Raw genomic sequence first — 16,770 nt, 5'->3', positions numbered from 1 at the left:
CTCTTTGTGTATCAAGGCATTCGCGATTTTGGCAGAGGCTCATAAACAAATTCACTTGGGGTAACCCGAGTGAATTTGTTTATTACTTATGGTATTATCAAATTAAACGGAGGTATTTTTATGAAAAAAAACATTTTAATGACTTTTTTTGCGTTCTTATGTTTATTAGTCCCTTTGACGAGTACTTCAGCAGAATCACTGCAAAATAATGCCTTAAAATTAAAACTTAATGGTGCATTTCTAATCTATTCAAAAGGAACAATGCCATATATTGATACAAATAATAGAACATTAGTTCCATTGAGAGTTTTCTCGGATGTTCTCGATGGAGAAATTGAATGGAATAATAGTACCAAAACAGTTACTTTCAAATCATCAGAATTATCTATTATAGCTGCTCTTAACAAGAAGGAGGCTATAATTAACGGGAAAAATGTAAAATTAGATACGTCTATTGCAAACAAAAATGGAACTATAATGATACCGGCAAAATGGGTAGCAGAAGGCTTAGAAATCCCTATAAATTGGGATTCGAAAAATAAAGTAGTATCAATGAATTATGAGAAATTTTTTCTAACGGGACCCTTAGAGAGAATGAATAATGAGCAACGTGTAGATTATCAATTTAATACAAATATTATCCCTTTGAATATTTCATATGGCGAAAATGATGGATATGAATCATTAAAAATAAAAATCTATAATGATTCTGAACACGTATATCAAAAAGGAGAGCTTCAAGACCACTTATTAGTACTGGTCAATAACTCGAACGTAATTGACGAGGGTACAAAAGGAGAAACGAATAGTGATAGATCTGACCTAAGGTTAATTACAAAAATAGATTCTAATGAAACTTACGAGTATTATCTTCCCGTGGGCAGATTGGATCAAAAACAGCTTCAAGTAGATTATCCGCAATATGCCTTTATTAGATTTTATAATATAAGTAAAATACTTTAATAAAAAACTACAGGAACCACAAGCTTTATTCGTGTGAATGATCATCGGGCTGCTACTTCAACTGATGCCTTTAAGTATATTCCTACACTAGGGAATACCCCCTACAATACGGCTATTAAGAAAAACTAGAGGTGGTCGAGCGGAGTGAGCATTAGATTGAAAGATTTTAGAGGGATATTCATCATTGTTTTAATCATACTTTTAATTGTTGGTGGTAGGTTAATATATGATTTTACTAAAAAACCTCCTCAGCCTACTCTAAATTCAATACGTATGTTAACTCATTCTGATAACGTTGAAAAGATCGGTCATATTAATTCAAATCTTATCAAGGTGCTATCTCCATTTCTATACGGATATTTAATTCAATCGGAAAATGAAGAGCCATATTTGCTGGTTGTTGAAAGAAGTTATGGTAGAAATAAAGATGCTAGCAGCTATTATTTTAAAATGAGCAAGATGATAGAAATGAGCCTCGATGAAAAGGAAAGTAAAAAGGAATTATTAATTCATTTTCAAGGAAAGAGTATTTTAGGGAAAAATGAAGTTAGTATAACGGAAAAAGATACAACAATTGTAAAAACATTTTATAAGATTGACACGGGTGACCAAATTATTTTGACTACTGAATCAATGGATTATTATATTAAAAACGACGATAACAAATATGACATTTTGAGAACGTTTTGATTATTCGCTTATTCCCAAGCTTACCAGCGTCGGCATTACTTTACGGGAAATAAAAAATATGCAAAAAACGAACCTTTAGAATTGCTTCTAAGGCTCGTTTTGCGTAAGGGAGTTAAAATTGGTTTTTTCAAAACTCTAAACTTCACTTGAGGCTGAAAATAGAATAATGAGGGAGAAATTCCCGTTAACCGCAGGCCACACGAGTTTTAATCGACCGGGCTTTAGCCGAACATCACAGGAGCTCCAGCCGAGTCTCAACTATGTTAAAACTGAATATCAGCGAACATCCACGAGTCTCAACTATGTTTCACAGAGCATCAATAACATCCACGAACTTCAACTAGTTACAACCGAGCATCACACGAATCACAAATAAGTTACATCCGATCATTATACAAGTCTCAACCGAGCTTCTCCGGACTTCAACCAAGTTCCCCGCACCACGCCAACCCGCCAACCAATCCTACTCGTGAATCTCCGTCAGCAGCTTGCCCAGCGTCTCGAGCGCTTGTTCTTCCTGCTCGCCGTCGATCTCGAGCGTTACTTCTTCTTTCGCGGCGATGCCCAGCGTCAGCATGCTTAAGGAGCTTTTGCCGTTGACCTTCTTGCCTTTATTGATCACGCTCACCTTGCAAGGGAAGGTGCTGGCGGTTTGGACGAAGGTTTTGGTCGGACGGACGTGGAAGCCCGTTGGATTAACGATTGTAAAAGTTTGACTAACCATTATTTGGTCACTCCATTTCTTATAAATTCAACAAATTGCGTAATTTCCTGCGTGCTGCGCATCGTCAGCGCTTGTTCCGCGTGTGCGGCCCATTCCGCCTGGTTCAGCTGGCCGATCAGCTCCCGCGCGGAAAGAATCGAGCCGGCGCTCATGCTGAATTCATGCAGGCCGAGTCCCAGCAATAATGGGATCGCTGCTTGTTCGCCCGCCATCTCGCCGCACATGCCGACCCATTTGCCTTCCTTTTCGGCAGCCGTGATAACCATGCGGATGAGACGAAGCAGGGAAGGGTGCCATGGCTGATACAGATAGGCAACGGTTTCGTTCATGCGGTCGGCCGCCATCGTGTATTGGATCAAATCATTTGTCCCAATGCTGAAGAAGTCTACCTCGGGTGCGAACAGATCGGCGGACACCGCGGCGGCCGGAATCTCAACCATCATGCCGACTTCAATCGCTTCCGACACCGCTACGCCTTCGGCCAGAAGCTTCTGCTGCTCCTCCTCCAGCAGCTTCTTCGCTTCCACTAGCTCCTCGAGCACCGCGATCATCGGGAACATGATTTTCAAATTCCCGTAGGTGCTGGCGCGCAGCAGCGCCCGCAGCTGCGTGCGGAACAGATCTTGCCGGTCCAAACATAAGCGCAAGGCGCGCTGACCGAGGAACGGATTCGTTTCCTTCGGCAGCTCCATATAAGGGAGCTCCTTGTCGCCGCCGATATCGAGCGTGCGGATGACGACCGGCTTCGGGTTCATTTTCTCAAGCGCGTACTTATAGCTGGTGAACTGCTCCTCTTCCGTCGGAAGCGAGCTGCGGCCCATATAGAGAAACTCCGTGCGGAACAGTCCGATCCCTTCGGCGCCGTTATCGATCGCACGCTGAATATCCTCGAGCTTTCCGATATTGGCGGCCAGCTCAACCCGCTTGCCGTCCGCCGAAAGGCTCGGCTGATCCTTCAGCTTCGCAAGCTCACTCCTTCGGACGTCATCCTTACGTTTCTTCTCCTGATAAGCTGCCAGTTCATCCGCTGCCGGATTCACTAGCACGATTCCTTCATTCGCGTCGACCACCACCATCGCATGCTCCGGGATGTCGCGCACCAATGCGCCGGCTCCCACGATTGCCGGAATCTCCAGCGAGCGGGCCATAATCGCGGAATGGGAAGTACGGCTGCCCACCTCGGTAATAAAGCCGCGGACGACATGGAGATTAAGCTGCGCCGTATCCGACGGCGTCAAATCCCTCGCGATAATGACGCATTCCTCCGTCAGGTTGGCGAGATCCATATGCGGAACGCCGCGCAGACGGCTCATGACGCGGCCGGAGACGTCCTCGATATCGACCGCGCGTCCGCGCAGCAGCTCATCCTCCATCGATTGCAGCAGCTCAATAAACGACTGCGATACTTCATAAAGCGCGAATTCCGCGCAAACGGATTCGATCCCGATTTTCTCTATTATGGCATCAATGAGATCAGGGTCCTCCAGCAGCATCAGGTGACCTTCGAAAATCTCCGCTTTCTCCGCACCGAGCTTTTCTTCCGCAGAAATACGGATAGCCTCGATTTCCTTGCGGGCGACGGCGACGGCTTCACGAAACCGCGCGACCTCCTGCTGAGTATCGGTAACCGTCGTCCGAACGGGAATATAACGCTCGGATGAGAGGGAGAAAACGCGCGCAATGGCAATGCCGGGCGATGCTCCTATGCCTTTCAATGCTGTTGTCATCGTTTGATCATTCCTTTCCCTGCGGATGCAGCCTTCCCAGCTCATGGTACTGCTCCGCGACTTGCTTATGAAGAGGGCTTTGCTCATCAAGGCCCGTATATTTTGTGATTGTCTGCTCTAAACCAAGCTCCTTAATGGCTTGCTGCAGCTCGGCAGCTTCCGGGTCATCCGCAGCGTCAAAGTGCAAAGCCGCTGCCATCGCGTTCGTCAGATGCGTAACAACGACGCCGCAATCCTGCGCCAGCAAGGCTGGCCGGACAAGTCGGTCATTCGTCGAAAGCTTGCGGATCGGCGAGCGGCCGATTCGCGTTACCTCATCAATCAAATACGGATTAACGAACCGTTCCAGAATCGTGTCAATATACGCGTTATGCTCCGCCTCATTGAACTTATAGGTCTGAATGAGCGCGGCTCCCGATTCCTGCAAAGCGCCTCGAACCTCACTTACAATTGCTTGATCCTTCATCGCTTCCTGAATGGTCGAATACCCCTTCAAGTATGCATGATAAGCGGCGTAGCAGTGTCCCGTATTCACGGTGAACAGCTTGCGTTCGATATAGGGCTCGAGCTTGTCGACATAGTGTACGCCTTTGATTTCCCGGTGCCCCGGCAGAACGGCTGAACGGTTTACCGTCCATTCGTAGAACGGCTCGACTGTGACAAGCAGGGGATCCTCATGCTGCTGAAGCGGCACAATCCGGTCCACGGCTGCATCCGGGAACGCAACGACCTGAGCGGAGTCCGCGGCTACATCAGCCGGCAGGTGCTCATACACGAACTCCTTCAGCGTCGTACTGCCGCCCAATGCGTTCTCGCAAGCAATAATATGAAGCGGCTGCCTGCTTCCGGCCATACGAAGCTCGATTCCTCTAGCGATCGCGCCGGCAATATGCTTCAGCACCGACACGCCGACGGCGGTCGTGACGAGGTCTGCGGAAGCAATCGCCTCCGCGACTAAAGCGGTATTTTTCCCGTCAATAGCAGTGACATGATCAACAAGGCGGGTATCCGCTTGCTCATTGGCGAGCCTGACCGTGTACTGTCCCTTCTCCTGCAGGTGCGACACAAGCGTATCATTTACGTCAACGAACGTAATCTCATACCCCGAGTCGTGCAGCAGCAATCCGATAAAGCCCCGGCCTATATTACCAGCGCCAAAATGTACGGCCTTCATCCCTGCATTCCCTCTTCGAAAATCGAAATCAGTTCCTCTTCCGAAGCCGCGTTCAGAATGCGCTGCATGTCTTCCTCCTCGGATACGAGCATGGCCACGTTCGTGAGGATGTTCAGGTGGTCGTCGCCGACCGCCGCCAAGCCGATAATCAGCTGCGCCGGTTCGTCGCCGCCGAAGTCGACGCCGTCAGGAACGATCAGGATAGCAAGGCCGGTCGAGCGGATTAACGCCTTTGAATCGTTTGTGCCATGCGGCATGGCGAGACCGCCGCCGATATAGGTGGACAGTGCATCCTCGCGTTCAATCATTTTCCCGATATATTCGGCAGGCGCGTGACCTGCTTCAACCAGCAGCTGTCCGGCCATGCGGATCGCCTCGTATTTGTCTTTTACTTGTACATTCAGTCTGATTTTCTCTTTTGCTAGAATAGTCATGGTTTAACTTCTCCAGTCCATTTTGGTTTTTATATAATGCTCCAGCTTGCGCGAAATGAATGCCTTGATGCTTGGCAAATCGCCGTTCGTCAAAGCGTTGATCATATCCGGTAGGAGCAGCATGGCGCTTATTTCGCTGAGAATCTCGAGGCTGTATTTGTCCAGCTTCATCGGGCCAAGCATCATGAGAACCTGCATGGCGCTAATGGCTCCGTCTTCATCGTCGCTCAGCATAAGGGGCTCGTTATATCTGTACAGCATAAGGAGCGGCTCCTGAATCCATTCGCTTCGGGTGTGAATGAGCGCAAGCTCCGTTTCCGGAATGACGAGGCTTCCTTGCCGCTCTCTCGCAATGAGCTGCGCCGCGATTTTATCGCCATGCTCCAGCGCCTCCGGTCGTGCAAGCAGCGCGATCATCCGGGGGAGCTGATCCTCCAAGCGCATGCCGCTTGGCTCGACGGTCAAGTCATGAACGCGAAAACCGCCTAGCAGCTGCAAAATGCCCTCGCTGTAACGCTGAAGCAGCACGAAGCGGTCGATCGGCGATGGTCCGTCGTCCGCGGTCGCGGATCCGTCCTCCGCTTCGCTTTTGTTCTCCGGAGCCAGCTTCTTGAGCGTCGTTCCTTCTATATAAGAGCGAAGCTTATTCGATTCCTCCCGAGTCAGCAGAGGACTGAGCTTAATGTATTGATCCGGATCCAGCGGCAGGTCAACGGTCGAAATGATCAGGTCATATTGACTCGCGGACATTCTTGCGGCCTCATACCAGGAGTGATGGCCGATCAATTCGATCTGCGGAAGTTCCTTCGTGATACGCACGGCGAGCAGCTTGGAGGAACCGATTCCGCTTGTGCAGACAAGCACCGCTCTTATTGTTCGCGGAAACTGCTTGAATCTCTCCAGGGAAGCGCCGAAATGCATAACAATGTAGCCGATTTCCTCATCCGGCACCTCTATCGATCGAATAAGCTCGTTAACGCCTTGGCGAACGATGGAAAACAACGGGCCGTAATCCTTCTTGATCGGCGCCAGCATCGGATTGCGGATGGCGACGCCTTCCCTGATGCGCTGGAAAGCCGGTTTGATATGCTGAATCAATCCTTCGGCAAGCGACCGGTCCTGCAGAAGCGGGACCCCAATCCGTTCCTGCACATAACGGATGAGCAGCGTCACGGTTTCGATAAGCGACATATCGTCGTGGTGGATCAGCAGCGCTTTCTTCTGAACGTCCTCTTGGCTTAGCAGTCCGGCCAGATACTGCTTCTCTTCATCCGGCAGCTTTAGCTGCAGGCGGTCCAGCAGCCGCTCGAGCAGGCTGACCTCGCGATAGGGTCCGCCTGTTCGGGCGGGGATGAGATGGCCTTGACCGGCTCTAGTGAGCGTCACCGAAAGCTTAATGAGCAGCCGCGTATAGGCGGTATCCGTCAAGTCGTTCTGCCATTCGCCGTTCAGCTCCCATAAAGCTTGCTCGAGCTTCATGAAGCTTTCTTTGCCGACCATGCCGAGCAGCTGTGCCGTAATCGGATGCGCAGCAGCCTGGTCCTTGTATTGTCCGAATACATCGGAATCATCCAGATGACTGTAAGCGAGCAGGCTGATCAGGCTGCGCTTGGCTTCCTCGGGGCCGGCAATTTCGACGCCGTAGCCTCTTCTTCGCACGAGGATCAAGCCTTGCTTCGTAATCATATCCTCCAGCTCAACCAGATCGTGGCTGATCGTGGGCATCGTCACGCGCAGCTCGCTTGCGAGAGAGAACAGCTTCACCGGCTCCTCATACTCAAGCAGTCTGCACAGAATGAGCACCTTGCGTTCTTCCGCTGCATACTCGAGGGGGTCGGTGCTTACGATCGTCTGCCTGAAGCGCTCGATCGTCTCGGGATCGGCCTCGATCTTGATGCCCAAACCGGATATTTTATGAAGCGTAATGCCGCTGGCCTCGAGCAGAGGCTCGATATCGAGCAGCTCCCGATGGATCGTTCTCGTGCTCGTTCCGACGATCTCGGCAATGTCGGCTGCGGTTATTTCCTGCTTCTGCTCGAGCAGAAGCTCAATGATACGGCGCTGCCTGGTAGATGCTTTGATAAGAGATCATCCTCCTTAACGAGGAATGAACTTAACGCCGACAGAGCTCTGTCAGCGTTAAGCGGCCATAGATAGTTAGTTTTTTAGTCTTTCAACCAGTGTGTCATATTCCGGGCTCTTCAAGAAGTTGTCGATCGAAATATGCTCCGCGTCAGGCGCTTTCTGACGGGCACGGTCCGTAAGCGTTTTGTGCGTGATGACGATATCGGCATCATTCGGAATATCGCTGATCGCCGTGTTGATGACCGTTATCGGAAGCTCGGCCGCATGGATCTTCTTGCGAAGAATAGACGCGCCCATCGCGCTTGAGCCCATACCCGCATCGCAGGAGAAGACGATTTTGTTCACTTGATCGTTCGACTTCCGTACCGCTTGGGCAGCGGCAGCTGCAGTCGTACCCGCAGCCGCGGCAGCGGCGGTGCCTTTCGCTTCCGCTTTCATCTGCTGCACCTTCTGCGATGCGCGCTCCAGCTCATCGCCTTCTTCGTCCGTTTGCTTGCTCGTCTTGAGCAGAAGCGATGCGACGAGGAACGATACGATCGTTGCGACTGCAACGCCGGCCAGCATCGGGAAGAGGCCTCCTTTTGGCGTCATGGTCATGTAGGCGATAATACTGCCCGGAGACGGAGCGGCGACAAGGCCTGCGCCGAGGATTGAGAACGTGAACGTGCCTGTGACACCGCCCGCGATTGCCGCAAGGATGAGGCGCGGATTCATCAGAATGTAAGGGAAATAAATTTCATGGATACCGCCGAAGAAATGAATAACCGCGGCGCCCGGCGCCGATTGCTTAACCGTTCCTCTGCCAACGAGCCAATAAGCGAGCAGAATACCAAGACCCGGTCCCGGGTTCGATTCCAGCATGTAAATAATGGATTGCCCGGCTTTGGATGCCTGCTCAAGAGCGAGCGGTCCGAGAATGCCGTGGTTGATCGCATTGTTCAAGAACAAGACCTTGGCCGGCTCGATCAGAATGTTAGCGAGCGGCAGCAAGCCGGTGTCGATCAGGAAGTCCACGCCGGTTGCGAGAAGCTTGCTGAATGTGGCAACGATGGGGCCGATTGCTTTGAACGCAAGAAGGGCAAGACCGCCGCCGATGATGCCGGACGAGAAGTTGTTGATCAGCATTTCGAAGCCGGAAGGGATTTTACCCTCAATCCATTTATCAAACTTCTTCAAGACCCATGCAGCGAAAGGGCCGACGATCATCGCGCCGAGAAACATTGGAATGTCCGCACCTACAATAACGCCGGCTGTGACGACCGCGCCGATGACGCCGCCCCGTACGCCGTGAATCATTTGTCCGCCGGTGTATCCGATAAGAATCGGCAGCAGATAAGTAATCATTGGGCCTACTAGCATGGCTAGGCTTTCATTTGGAAACCAGCCTGTCGGTATAAATAAAGCCGTGATAAGTCCCCAAGCGATAAAGGCGCCGATATTCGGCATAACCATGCCGCTAAGGAAGCGGCCGAAACGTTGGACAGATACTTTTACGCCTCTGGAGTCCGATGCCTGTTTACTCATGTTAGAACCTCCATTTCAAAAATCTGCCGGTTAGTTTATTATTCGCCTCCGGCAACTGAATTAATCGTAATGTACAGCGCTTTCACACGCAATACAATCAAAATCAGGTTGCGTCATGAAGGCTGTTGACATCTTTTTAAAAATATAAGACTTTATAAGTTTTGCACTTATAACTTGGCTTATATTTCACCGCGAAACGGTTGCTTTTGCCACCTAAGGAAGGCATTAGCCGTTTATGCTTGAATAGCTATTACAAGGCGGCATCTTCATGCTATGATGTACGAGGACTTATACAGATAGAGATAACAAGCATGGATGGAGCGGAGAAAATGAATAACAAATGGTTGAATTACGGCGGTCTGGTGCTGGTTGCCGTTATTTGGGGAGCCAACTTCGGCATCTCCCGGTTAGGGATGGAATCGTTTAATCCGATTGTTTTCTCGATTTTAAGATTTGGACTGGCTGTGCCGTTCTTCTTCTTCATCCTATGGCGCATGGAGGGGAGCGTCGGCATTCCGTGGAGGATCGTCCCTAAGCTGGCCCTCATCGGATTGATCGGTATTACGCTGCTTGAAATTACCGTGATGTATTCCATTAAATATACGACGCTCGCGAATGCCTCGCTTCTGAACGTGGCGCCTTGGCCGATCTTCGCCGCCTTATTCGCGCCGCTGTTCATGCGGGAATCGATTACGGCCCGGCTTATCGTCGGAGGAGCAATCTCGATCGTCGGCGTATGCTTCGTAATTCTCGGCGGCGGCGAGGGCTTCAATCTGTCGTCCGAGAACATGCTTGGCAACGCAATGGCGTTCGGCGTCAGCATCATCGGCCCTTTGTTTAATTTGAGCTCGATGTCGCTGATGAAGCAATACTCGGCGCTGCGTGTGAGCACCTGGACGATCGCCTTCGGCTCCTTGTTCATGCTTCCGCTGACGTTCGGCGCTTGGGGCGAGACGGATTGGCAGGCGCTCAATATGGGTCATTATCTGTCTATCGCCTATAATGTGCTCATTTGCACGGTGCTGGCTTTCGTTGTATGGAACGCCTGCATGTTTAAAGTAGGGGCGACGCGCTCCAACTTCTTCCGTTATGCGGTGCCGGCGGCGGCTGTCGCAGCAGGCTACTTTATGTTTGGCGAGACAATTACGCTGCTGCAAATGTGCGGCGCCGCCTGTATGGCTGCCGGTCTGGTGTGGATTAGTATCGAGCGCAAGAAGGCTTAACCGGGGCTGATCATTCGGATGACGGAAGGACAAGAATTCCTTGTTCTTCCGTTTTTTTTTCTCAATGAAAACCTGAAGAAATTCTGCGACGCAAAGCCGGACGGGCTAAACTAGGAATCTTCCAATAGATGATAACGGTATTCGCATTACTTGAAGAGACATCCTAAAAGCACTTCAGCATGAAGCTTAGGGATGGATTTTGTCCGTCCTTATCTTTTCAAGTATGATAGAGAGGATAGGTTCAAAGGAGGTAGGTTTATTGATGAAAAACAATGGAAGATGGTTGCCTCCCCTGTTATGGGGAATATTGCTTGCAGCGTGGCTCACGCTTGTCTTCGTATTCTCATCCCAATCGTATGAACAGCAAAGTATACAACCTTTGTTACTCCGATTTTTCAGCTTTCATGATTTAGTCAGGTGGCTGCCCGATATAACGATTAAATACCAGTATACTACGGTAAATTCGCATTCTAATCCATACAAATTTATTGAATTTCTCTTTCGCAAAGGCGCGCATCTGTTCGTTTATGCCACATTTGCCGCTCTATTCTTTATGTTCGTGCGTTCGTTCAATATTCGCCGCGTATTCCGCGCGATTCTGGCGACGCTGTTGGTTGTCATTGCGGTTCCGGCTGCGGATGAATGGAATCAGCTCAGCTCCGAACACCGGACGGGGAATACGACGGACGTTTTGTTGGATTTTACGGGGGGATGCATCGGCTTGTCCGTCTGCTTATTGATACTTGCTTTAGCCAGGGTTTGGAAATTGCTGCGGAAGTAGAATGGAGGATTTTGTAGTAAAATGTCGAATCTATTGGCTGAGAAGGGTTAGCGGATAGGAGCGATTCGGCGAATGTTCAAGCATAGACTAAGCTCCATGTTGAATGTAAGCGTCACAAAGATTGTTGGTCTATACATGCTGTGCGGCATTGTTTGGATCGTAGGTACGGACTTCTGGGTGTATCACGGGTTTCAATGGGAGGAAACGTTGAAGGGCGCATTGTACGTCTTCGTCACCGGAATCCTGCTCTATCTCTTAATTTCAAGGTATGTTGGCCGGCTGATGAAGGCTGAGCAGAAGGCTAAGCAAAGCGAAGAGAGCTTCCGTGAAATCTTTCAGCATGCTAACGATGGAATCGCGTTGTTTACCATGAATGAAGATTTTACCCCGCAATACAGAGGTTCAAATGATTTATTTCAACGGTTGACGGGTTATAACGAAGACGAGCTTGGCGGCGCTTCTCCTTTGCAATACATAAGTATCAGAGATCATTTTTCCGCGGTTGTTGATTTAATGAAAAACAGCGCAGCGGTGGACGAGGTTGAAATCAGAAGGAAGGATGGCGCATCCGTCGCCGTCGAAGTCAATTCGAAGGCGTTCCGGAAGGGGGAACGGGTAGAGATTGTATCCGTGTTCCGGGATATTACCGACCGCAAGCAAGCGGATAAAATGATCCATTTTCTCGCTAACCACGATTATTTAACGGGTTTGCCAAACCCGAGGGTGCTATATGACGAGTTAAACCGCTTATTAACTGAACGACGGGAGTTTACGCTTCTGCTGATCCAGATCGACCGGTTCAAATGGCTGAGAAGCACGATCGGGCGGACGAACAGCAACGAGCTGCTCGTCATGATCGCGGGCCGGCTTAATCAAGCGCAGAACGGGAAGTCCGTCACGACGAGAGTGGCGGACGATCAATTTAAAGTTTTACTTCCTGGCGTATCCAAGCTGCAGACGCTCACGCTGTACGCCTTTATCGAGCAGCAGCTAAGCCAGCCTTACCGGATCGGCGATGATGAGATCAAGCTTGAATTCAAATGCGGAATCTCCAGTTACCCGAGCGACGGGGAAGATGAGGAGACGATTACCCGCTTAGGCTTCTATACGCTTGATCAGCATATTGAAGGAAAGCTGAACCAGCATATGGATGAACGGCGGCTATGCGACCTTAAGCGTAAGGTGCTTATTGAGAACGAGCTGCCGCTAGCCGTTGACAGGGGACAGCTTTATCTGATGTACCAGCCCAAAGTGCTGATGGCCACGGGGGAAATTGTAGGCGTCGAAGCTTTGGTGAGATGGAACCATCCGGTGTATGGCAGCATACCGCCCGCGGAGTTTATTCCTGTCGCCGAAGAAATGGGCGTAATCGTCCCGCTGGGGGAGTGGGTGCTCGGCGTGGCGTGCCGGCAAATTAGAATGTTCCAGGAACGGACCGGTTCTCCGCTTTCGGTATCGGTAAATATTTCATCGCGGCAGTTTGTCCAGCGAAATTTTGTTGATGTGGTCAAGCATGCGATACGTGATTCCGGCATTCATGCAGAGCATCTGATGCTTGAGATTACGGAAAGCAACATGATTAACTTTGAATCGTCGATCCATGTGTTAAAGGAGCTGAAGCTTTTAGGCGTGAAAATCAGCATGGATGATTTCGGCACCGGTTACTGCTCGTTAGCCTATTTGAAATATCTGCCTATCGATGAGCTGAAAATTGACCGTTCCTTCATTCAAGATATCCTTTATCAGTCCATTGACCGTAACCTCGTTCAGGCGATTATAACGCTGGCAAATCAAATGAACATACAAGTCGTTGCGGAAGGAGTAGAGGATGCGGACCAGCTGGATTGCCTCCAGAAGCTTAACTGTGAAATCGCGCAGGGCTATTTGTTCAGCGGTCCTGTCGACCCGGCGTCGTTTTATAGATTGATGAGTGTTTCGGAAGGCTGAGGAGCGGCGTGCTGAGTATTAGGCTGTCGGCCGCTTGCTTCAACCTTCCCATGAACCCTGTGACAGCCCCGAGGCAGATAACATGATCGAAATAAGCAGCCGTTCTCTTTCGAGAGATAAGTCACGGTTTGTAGTGACGTTTTAGTGCCCCGATTAACGGGGATTCCTCCATTTAAATGCCCGAATTTGCCTTTGGGGGACTCTACCGGGAATTGCTCCTGCTAAAAAAGGTGCAATAAGGCTATTTCGCCCAAGCTGCTCCAATTAGAGGGGACATTGTCCCATTAAACAGTAAAACGGCAGTCAAGCGGTGATTAAAACGGGAGTTTTTCCGGTTAGTCTAAATAATTCAGCATGCCATGGCCGAGTTCGTACCGGACGACTCTCTTTCCTTTACCGCTTCGAGCGGGGGAAAGCCAGCCTTTTGAACATAGTTTCTTCAACATGTGTACCGCCGTCTTCTGGTCAATCTGAAAATGATCGGCAATGTCCTTCGGCCGGACCGGATGAGCCAGTTGAACGGCAAGACGAATGACCTCTTTCTCAGCGAGCAGCGCTCTTGAGACTGGCGTCTGTTGTGTCTGATAGCGGCTCGGTACCATACGCAGCAAGGCGATGCATAATTCGGGCCGTTGCTCGACGTCATCATATGCGAAAGAAATGACATGGTAACCCATTGCGTGGAGGAACGTTTCGCGATTTAATTCATTACAGTACTTTTGCCGGTCCACGTCTCTGACGTGCGCGGCGAAGCCTTTGATTTCTATGAGCAGCTTTACGAGACCCGGCAGCCAGCTGAAGTCGGCGAAGTAAGATCGGCCCCGCCAATCGAGAACCTCATATTCCGGATGAAGCTCATCCAGTTGTCCGCGAAGCGGCCACCAAACGTTGCGGAGAAAAAGCTGTTCCGCATGCTGGTGTCCCCTTTCCGGACGTCCCCTTCTTTCTCCCGTGCGTCTTCCCAGATGATGATGGATAAAGGCCGAGCTACTTATTTTTGTTAAACTAAAAACGGGAGTTTAGTGACAGTTAGAAACATCTAATATATTGTGCTTATCCAGTTGAATGGAGGGTCTGCCATGGGCATTAGGAATTATCTGATTGGAGGCGTTTCCGGCGCCGGCAAAACTACGGTCTGCAACGAATTGCAGCGGCGCGGCTACCATGCTATTCATGGTGACCGTGTATTGGCTTATCAAGGCGATCCGGAAACTGGTACCCCGACGGATGGCTTTAAACCCGAACACCATATTTGGCATGTTGATAAAGTAAAAGCTTTGGTCGACAATCAGGATGAGGCGGTAACATTTTTCTGCGGTGGTTCGCGGAATTACCCCAAATTCATCGACCTCTTCGACGGCGTGTTTGTCCTTGAGGTCGACCTGGAAACCTCTCTCCGGCGGATTGATGAGCGAGTGGCGCTGGACCCAACTGACTGGGGTGGCAGACCAGAGGAACGGGAAATTAGTGCGCGCTTGCATCAAACGAAAGAAGGCATTCCTAAAAACGGGATTATAATCGACGCCACCGCTCCGATCGCGCACGTCGTTGACGAAATCCTCCGTCAAATCGAAGCAAATGAACGCCAACGACAGTAACTTACGGGCGCTCAAGGACAGCCCAATACATCAATGCACCCGGATACGAATAGCACCATCCACTGCGCTAACGGCGAACGATAGCAATTAACCGCCTTTTCACAAGGCGGTATTCTTTTGGTCATAAATCAACATTAGAATTTAATATAGCCTTCCTTTTAAAAGATGAGGCAGCGGCTAAGCGGTGAGATTAACAGGGGTTTTTCCCTATAAGGAGTGCGATCTAACAAGGTAAGGGGCTCCAATCGAAGCTGCTTCTTGCTGCTTCAACCGTAGGAGAAGCGCTGCTGGAGCGTGATGCCCTCGAATCTGGCAAAGCAGGACGTGAAATAGGCGGCGTTATTGAAGCCAACCTCCTCGGCGATGCGGGAGACGGCAAGATCGGTTTGCAGCAGTAACAACTTGGCCTGCTCTAATCGGAGTGCACAAGTGAATCGAACAGCACGCGGGGCGGCAGGAGACGGGGGCGGTCCGGGCGCAGCCATCGGCAAACAGACCGCGCTGGATGCTCGAAGAAAGAGTATAATAAGGGAAAGGAACAACGGCGGTTTGGTTGCTGCAGGCTGCCGTTTTCCGTATGTTTAGCAAGGAAGCGAGGGATACGGATGGCATCGATGATGATGATGAATGAGAAAATACGCGCATCGGAAGTGAAGCTGACGGGCGTGAACGGCGAGGATCTTGGGATTGTATCCCGGGAGGAGGCGCTCGCGATGGCGCGCGAGTTGAAGGTTGATTTGGTCTGCACCTCGCTGATGAGCAGTCCGCCGCCGTGCAGACTGACAGCCAAAGGGCAGGCGAAGCAGCAGGCAAGCCGTGAGAAGCGGGAAACCCGGGTGAAGGAGCAGTCTGGCAAGGTGAAAGAGCTTCGCTTGACTCCGCATATTGAAGAGCATGATTATGATACGAAGCTCAGGCAGGCGGCGAAGCTGCTCGCGACAGGAAGCGGCGTACAGCTTGTCGTGCGCATCCAGGGAAAGGAAGGCCAGAAGGCGAAAGAGCTGCTCGAACGCATGCTGAAGGATCTTGCCGATAACGGCAGGAAGCAGACGGGCATCCAGGTGAGCGGCAAGCAGGCTGCGGTGCAGGTGCAGCCTAATTGAAGCGGGACAGGTGAGGGAGTGTAATTGTGGCCGCTTACCAGGGACTTGGTCAGAGGGATGAATGCCTTCGCTGCTGCTTGTCTCACGCTGAGCGCGCCTTCTCCACCTTCCTCAGCTCTTTATTGTATGCGCTTACTCGAGCTAGACGAGAATGAAAGTCTTAGTCATTCGCTAAGGTCTGCCTTCATACCATGTAGATGTTCGTTTTTGAATGACAACCCGTTTTCCTGCAAAGCTGTTCTAAGTTTAGGCAAAGATCCCGGTCCCATCCCGTGAAATTGCAAGATCTCTTTTTCACTATATTTTGCGAGCTGCTGCAATGAAGTGATTCCATTGTGTTCCAATGCTCTTCTTGCCGGCGCCGAGAGCAGGGCAAGGAATCCTTCGTCAGGTTTCCGTTCTTGTTCGCAGACCGGGCAGGTAGGACAGTCGCTGCTTTTATAGTAGTTGTGTCCTTTGCCGCAAGTTCTTAAATCTCCCTTTGAAGCTGCCATTTTTATGGGTCACCCTTTCTAAAGAATTAGTTAGAAGAACGGTCTATATAAAACGAAAGAAACGAATGCGTGGAGCGGAGAGAGCAAATCGTTCTGGAGAAACGAAGCGGTCGCTTTTTGCAGCCCATATGGTTACCTGACAGGGTTGACCGATTCAGACCATTTGGCTGGAACAGCGATCGTAAGATTGATTTGCTCTCGCAGCGATAACAGCTGATGTAAATCGATCGTTCAATTTATATAAAATTAGTTTAATACTTTATTTCCCAGGTCTACAAGTTTTATTTTCCCGATATAGCTGAT

The 16,770-nt window shown here is 50.2% G+C and carries 18 protein-coding genes and 1 pseudogene; 9 read left to right on the top strand and 10 right to left on the bottom strand.

Annotation, left to right across the window (positions count from 1 at the left end; all coding sequences use genetic code 11):
- Window positions 1-120 precede the first annotated feature (120 nt).
- Window positions 121-963, top strand: a complete 843-nt coding sequence (locus tag H581_RS0127355) for a copper amine oxidase N-terminal domain-containing protein (protein ID WP_028612787.1) — start codon at window positions 121-123, stop codon at window positions 961-963.
- A 144-nt stretch (window positions 964-1,107) separates the two neighbouring features.
- The gene (locus H581_RS0127350; protein ID WP_028612786.1) at window positions 1,108-1,653 is read left to right on the top strand and encodes a hypothetical protein; all 546 of its coding nucleotides are present in this window, start codon (window positions 1,108-1,110) and stop codon (window positions 1,651-1,653) included.
- 463 nt (window positions 1,654-2,116) lie between these two features.
- On the opposite strand, the gene H581_RS0127345 is transcribed toward H581_RS0127350, so the two are convergent.
- Genes H581_RS0127345 through H581_RS0127325 form a run of 5 tightly spaced genes read right to left on the bottom strand, consistent with a single transcriptional unit; the run spans window position 2,117 to window position 7,719 of the window.
- On the bottom strand, window positions 2,117-2,377 hold the full coding sequence (locus H581_RS0127345) for an HPr family phosphocarrier protein (protein WP_028612785.1): 261 nt from the start codon (window positions 2,375-2,377) through the stop codon (window positions 2,117-2,119).
- Window positions 2,377-4,104, bottom strand: coding sequence for a phosphoenolpyruvate--protein phosphotransferase (gene ptsP, locus H581_RS0127340; RefSeq protein WP_028612784.1), 1,728 nt, complete (start codon window positions 4,102-4,104; stop codon window positions 2,377-2,379). The genes H581_RS0127345 and ptsP overlap by 1 nt, the downstream gene beginning before the upstream one ends.
- A 7-nt stretch (window positions 4,105-4,111) precedes the next feature.
- A complete protein-coding gene (locus tag H581_RS0127335) occupies window positions 4,112-5,278 on the bottom strand; it encodes a mannitol-1-phosphate 5-dehydrogenase (protein ID WP_028612783.1) in 1,167 nt (388 codons plus the stop codon).
- The gene (locus H581_RS0127330; RefSeq protein ID WP_028612782.1) at window positions 5,275-5,712 is read right to left on the bottom strand and encodes a PTS mannitol transporter subunit IIA; all 438 of its coding nucleotides are present in this window, start codon (window positions 5,710-5,712) and stop codon (window positions 5,275-5,277) included. Before H581_RS0127330 ends, H581_RS0127335 begins: the two co-directional genes overlap by 4 nt.
- 3 nt (window positions 5,713-5,715) lie before the next feature.
- Window positions 5,716-7,719, bottom strand: coding sequence for a BglG family transcription antiterminator (locus H581_RS0127325; RefSeq protein ID WP_425414656.1), 2,004 nt, complete (start codon window positions 7,717-7,719; stop codon window positions 5,716-5,718).
- Between H581_RS0127325 and H581_RS39135 the strand changes: the two genes are divergently transcribed.
- Complete coding sequence (locus H581_RS39135; protein ID WP_028612780.1) at window positions 7,627-7,869, top strand: hypothetical protein; 243 nt, start codon at window positions 7,627-7,629, stop codon at window positions 7,867-7,869. The genes H581_RS0127325 and H581_RS39135 overlap by 93 nt on opposite strands.
- Here H581_RS39135 and H581_RS0127315 read toward each other — a convergent pair whose 3' ends face one another.
- Window positions 7,870-9,321: a PTS mannitol transporter subunit IIBC gene (locus H581_RS0127315; protein WP_028612779.1), complete on the bottom strand. Its 1,452-nt coding sequence runs from the start codon at window positions 9,319-9,321 to the stop codon at window positions 7,870-7,872. It lies immediately after the preceding gene.
- A 329-nt stretch (window positions 9,322-9,650) separates the two neighbouring features.
- Between H581_RS0127315 and H581_RS0127310 the strand changes: the two genes are divergently transcribed.
- The 3 genes from H581_RS0127310 to H581_RS35575 all read left to right on the top strand — a co-directional run bounded on the left by H581_RS0127310 (window position 9,651) and on the right by H581_RS35575 (window position 13,272).
- Window positions 9,651-10,544, top strand: coding sequence for a DMT family transporter (locus H581_RS0127310; protein WP_028612778.1), 894 nt, complete (start codon window positions 9,651-9,653; stop codon window positions 10,542-10,544).
- 262 nt (window positions 10,545-10,806) lie between these two features.
- Window positions 10,807-11,325, top strand: coding sequence for a VanZ family protein (locus H581_RS35580; protein WP_051251404.1), 519 nt, complete (start codon window positions 10,807-10,809; stop codon window positions 11,323-11,325).
- Window positions 11,326-11,397: 72 nt separating this feature from the next.
- Window positions 11,398-13,272, top strand: coding sequence for a putative bifunctional diguanylate cyclase/phosphodiesterase (locus tag H581_RS35575; protein ID WP_051251403.1), 1,875 nt, complete (start codon window positions 11,398-11,400; stop codon window positions 13,270-13,272).
- Between the two features lie 335 nt (window positions 13,273-13,607).
- Here H581_RS35575 and H581_RS39540 read toward each other — a convergent pair whose 3' ends face one another.
- Together H581_RS39540 and H581_RS39535 are read right to left on the bottom strand one after the other, a co-directional pair.
- The gene (locus tag H581_RS39540) at window positions 13,608-14,003 is read right to left on the bottom strand and encodes a hypothetical protein (RefSeq protein ID WP_342663456.1); all 396 of its coding nucleotides are present in this window, start codon (window positions 14,001-14,003) and stop codon (window positions 13,608-13,610) included.
- A 44-nt stretch (window positions 14,004-14,047) separates the two neighbouring features.
- Window positions 14,048-14,185, bottom strand: a complete 138-nt coding sequence (locus H581_RS39535) for a hypothetical protein (protein ID WP_342663455.1) — start codon at window positions 14,183-14,185, stop codon at window positions 14,048-14,050.
- Window positions 14,186-14,351: 166 nt separating this feature from the next.
- On the opposite strand from H581_RS39535, the gene H581_RS0127280 reads away from it, so the two are divergent.
- Complete coding sequence (locus H581_RS0127280) at window positions 14,352-14,870, top strand: AAA family ATPase (RefSeq protein WP_028612775.1); 519 nt, start codon at window positions 14,352-14,354, stop codon at window positions 14,868-14,870.
- 266 nt (window positions 14,871-15,136) lie between these two features.
- Here H581_RS0127280 and H581_RS37490 read toward each other — a convergent pair.
- Window positions 15,137-15,289: pseudogene (locus H581_RS37490) on the bottom strand (helix-turn-helix domain-containing protein); the annotation flags it as partial.
- A 10-nt stretch (window positions 15,290-15,299) separates the two neighbouring features.
- On the opposite strand from H581_RS37490, the gene H581_RS38520 reads away from it, so the two are divergent.
- Window positions 15,300-15,455: a hypothetical protein gene (locus H581_RS38520; RefSeq protein ID WP_169507542.1), complete on the top strand. Its 156-nt coding sequence runs from the start codon at window positions 15,300-15,302 to the stop codon at window positions 15,453-15,455.
- Window positions 15,456-15,484: 29 nt separating this feature from the next.
- Window positions 15,485-15,973 carry a translation initiation factor IF-3 gene (infC, locus tag H581_RS0127270; protein ID WP_028612774.1) on the top strand — a complete coding sequence of 163 codons (489 nt, stop codon included), beginning with the start codon at window positions 15,485-15,487 and terminating at the stop codon, window positions 15,971-15,973.
- Window positions 15,974-16,137: 164 nt separating this feature from the next.
- On the opposite strand, the gene H581_RS35570 is transcribed toward infC, so the two are convergent.
- Window positions 16,138-16,467 (bottom strand): RNA polymerase alpha subunit C-terminal domain-containing protein, encoded by a 330-nt coding sequence (locus tag H581_RS35570; RefSeq protein WP_051251402.1) that lies wholly within the window; start codon window positions 16,465-16,467, stop codon window positions 16,138-16,140.
- Window positions 16,468-16,770: the final 303 nt, after the last annotated feature.

Source organism: Paenibacillus harenae DSM 16969 (assembly GCF_000422465.1).
GTDB classification, from domain to species: Bacteria; Bacillota; Bacilli; order Paenibacillales; family Paenibacillaceae; genus Pristimantibacillus; species Pristimantibacillus harenae.
The sequence above is the reverse complement of the archived record's forward strand: the minus strand, read 5'-3'. Positions and strand labels throughout refer to the sequence as shown.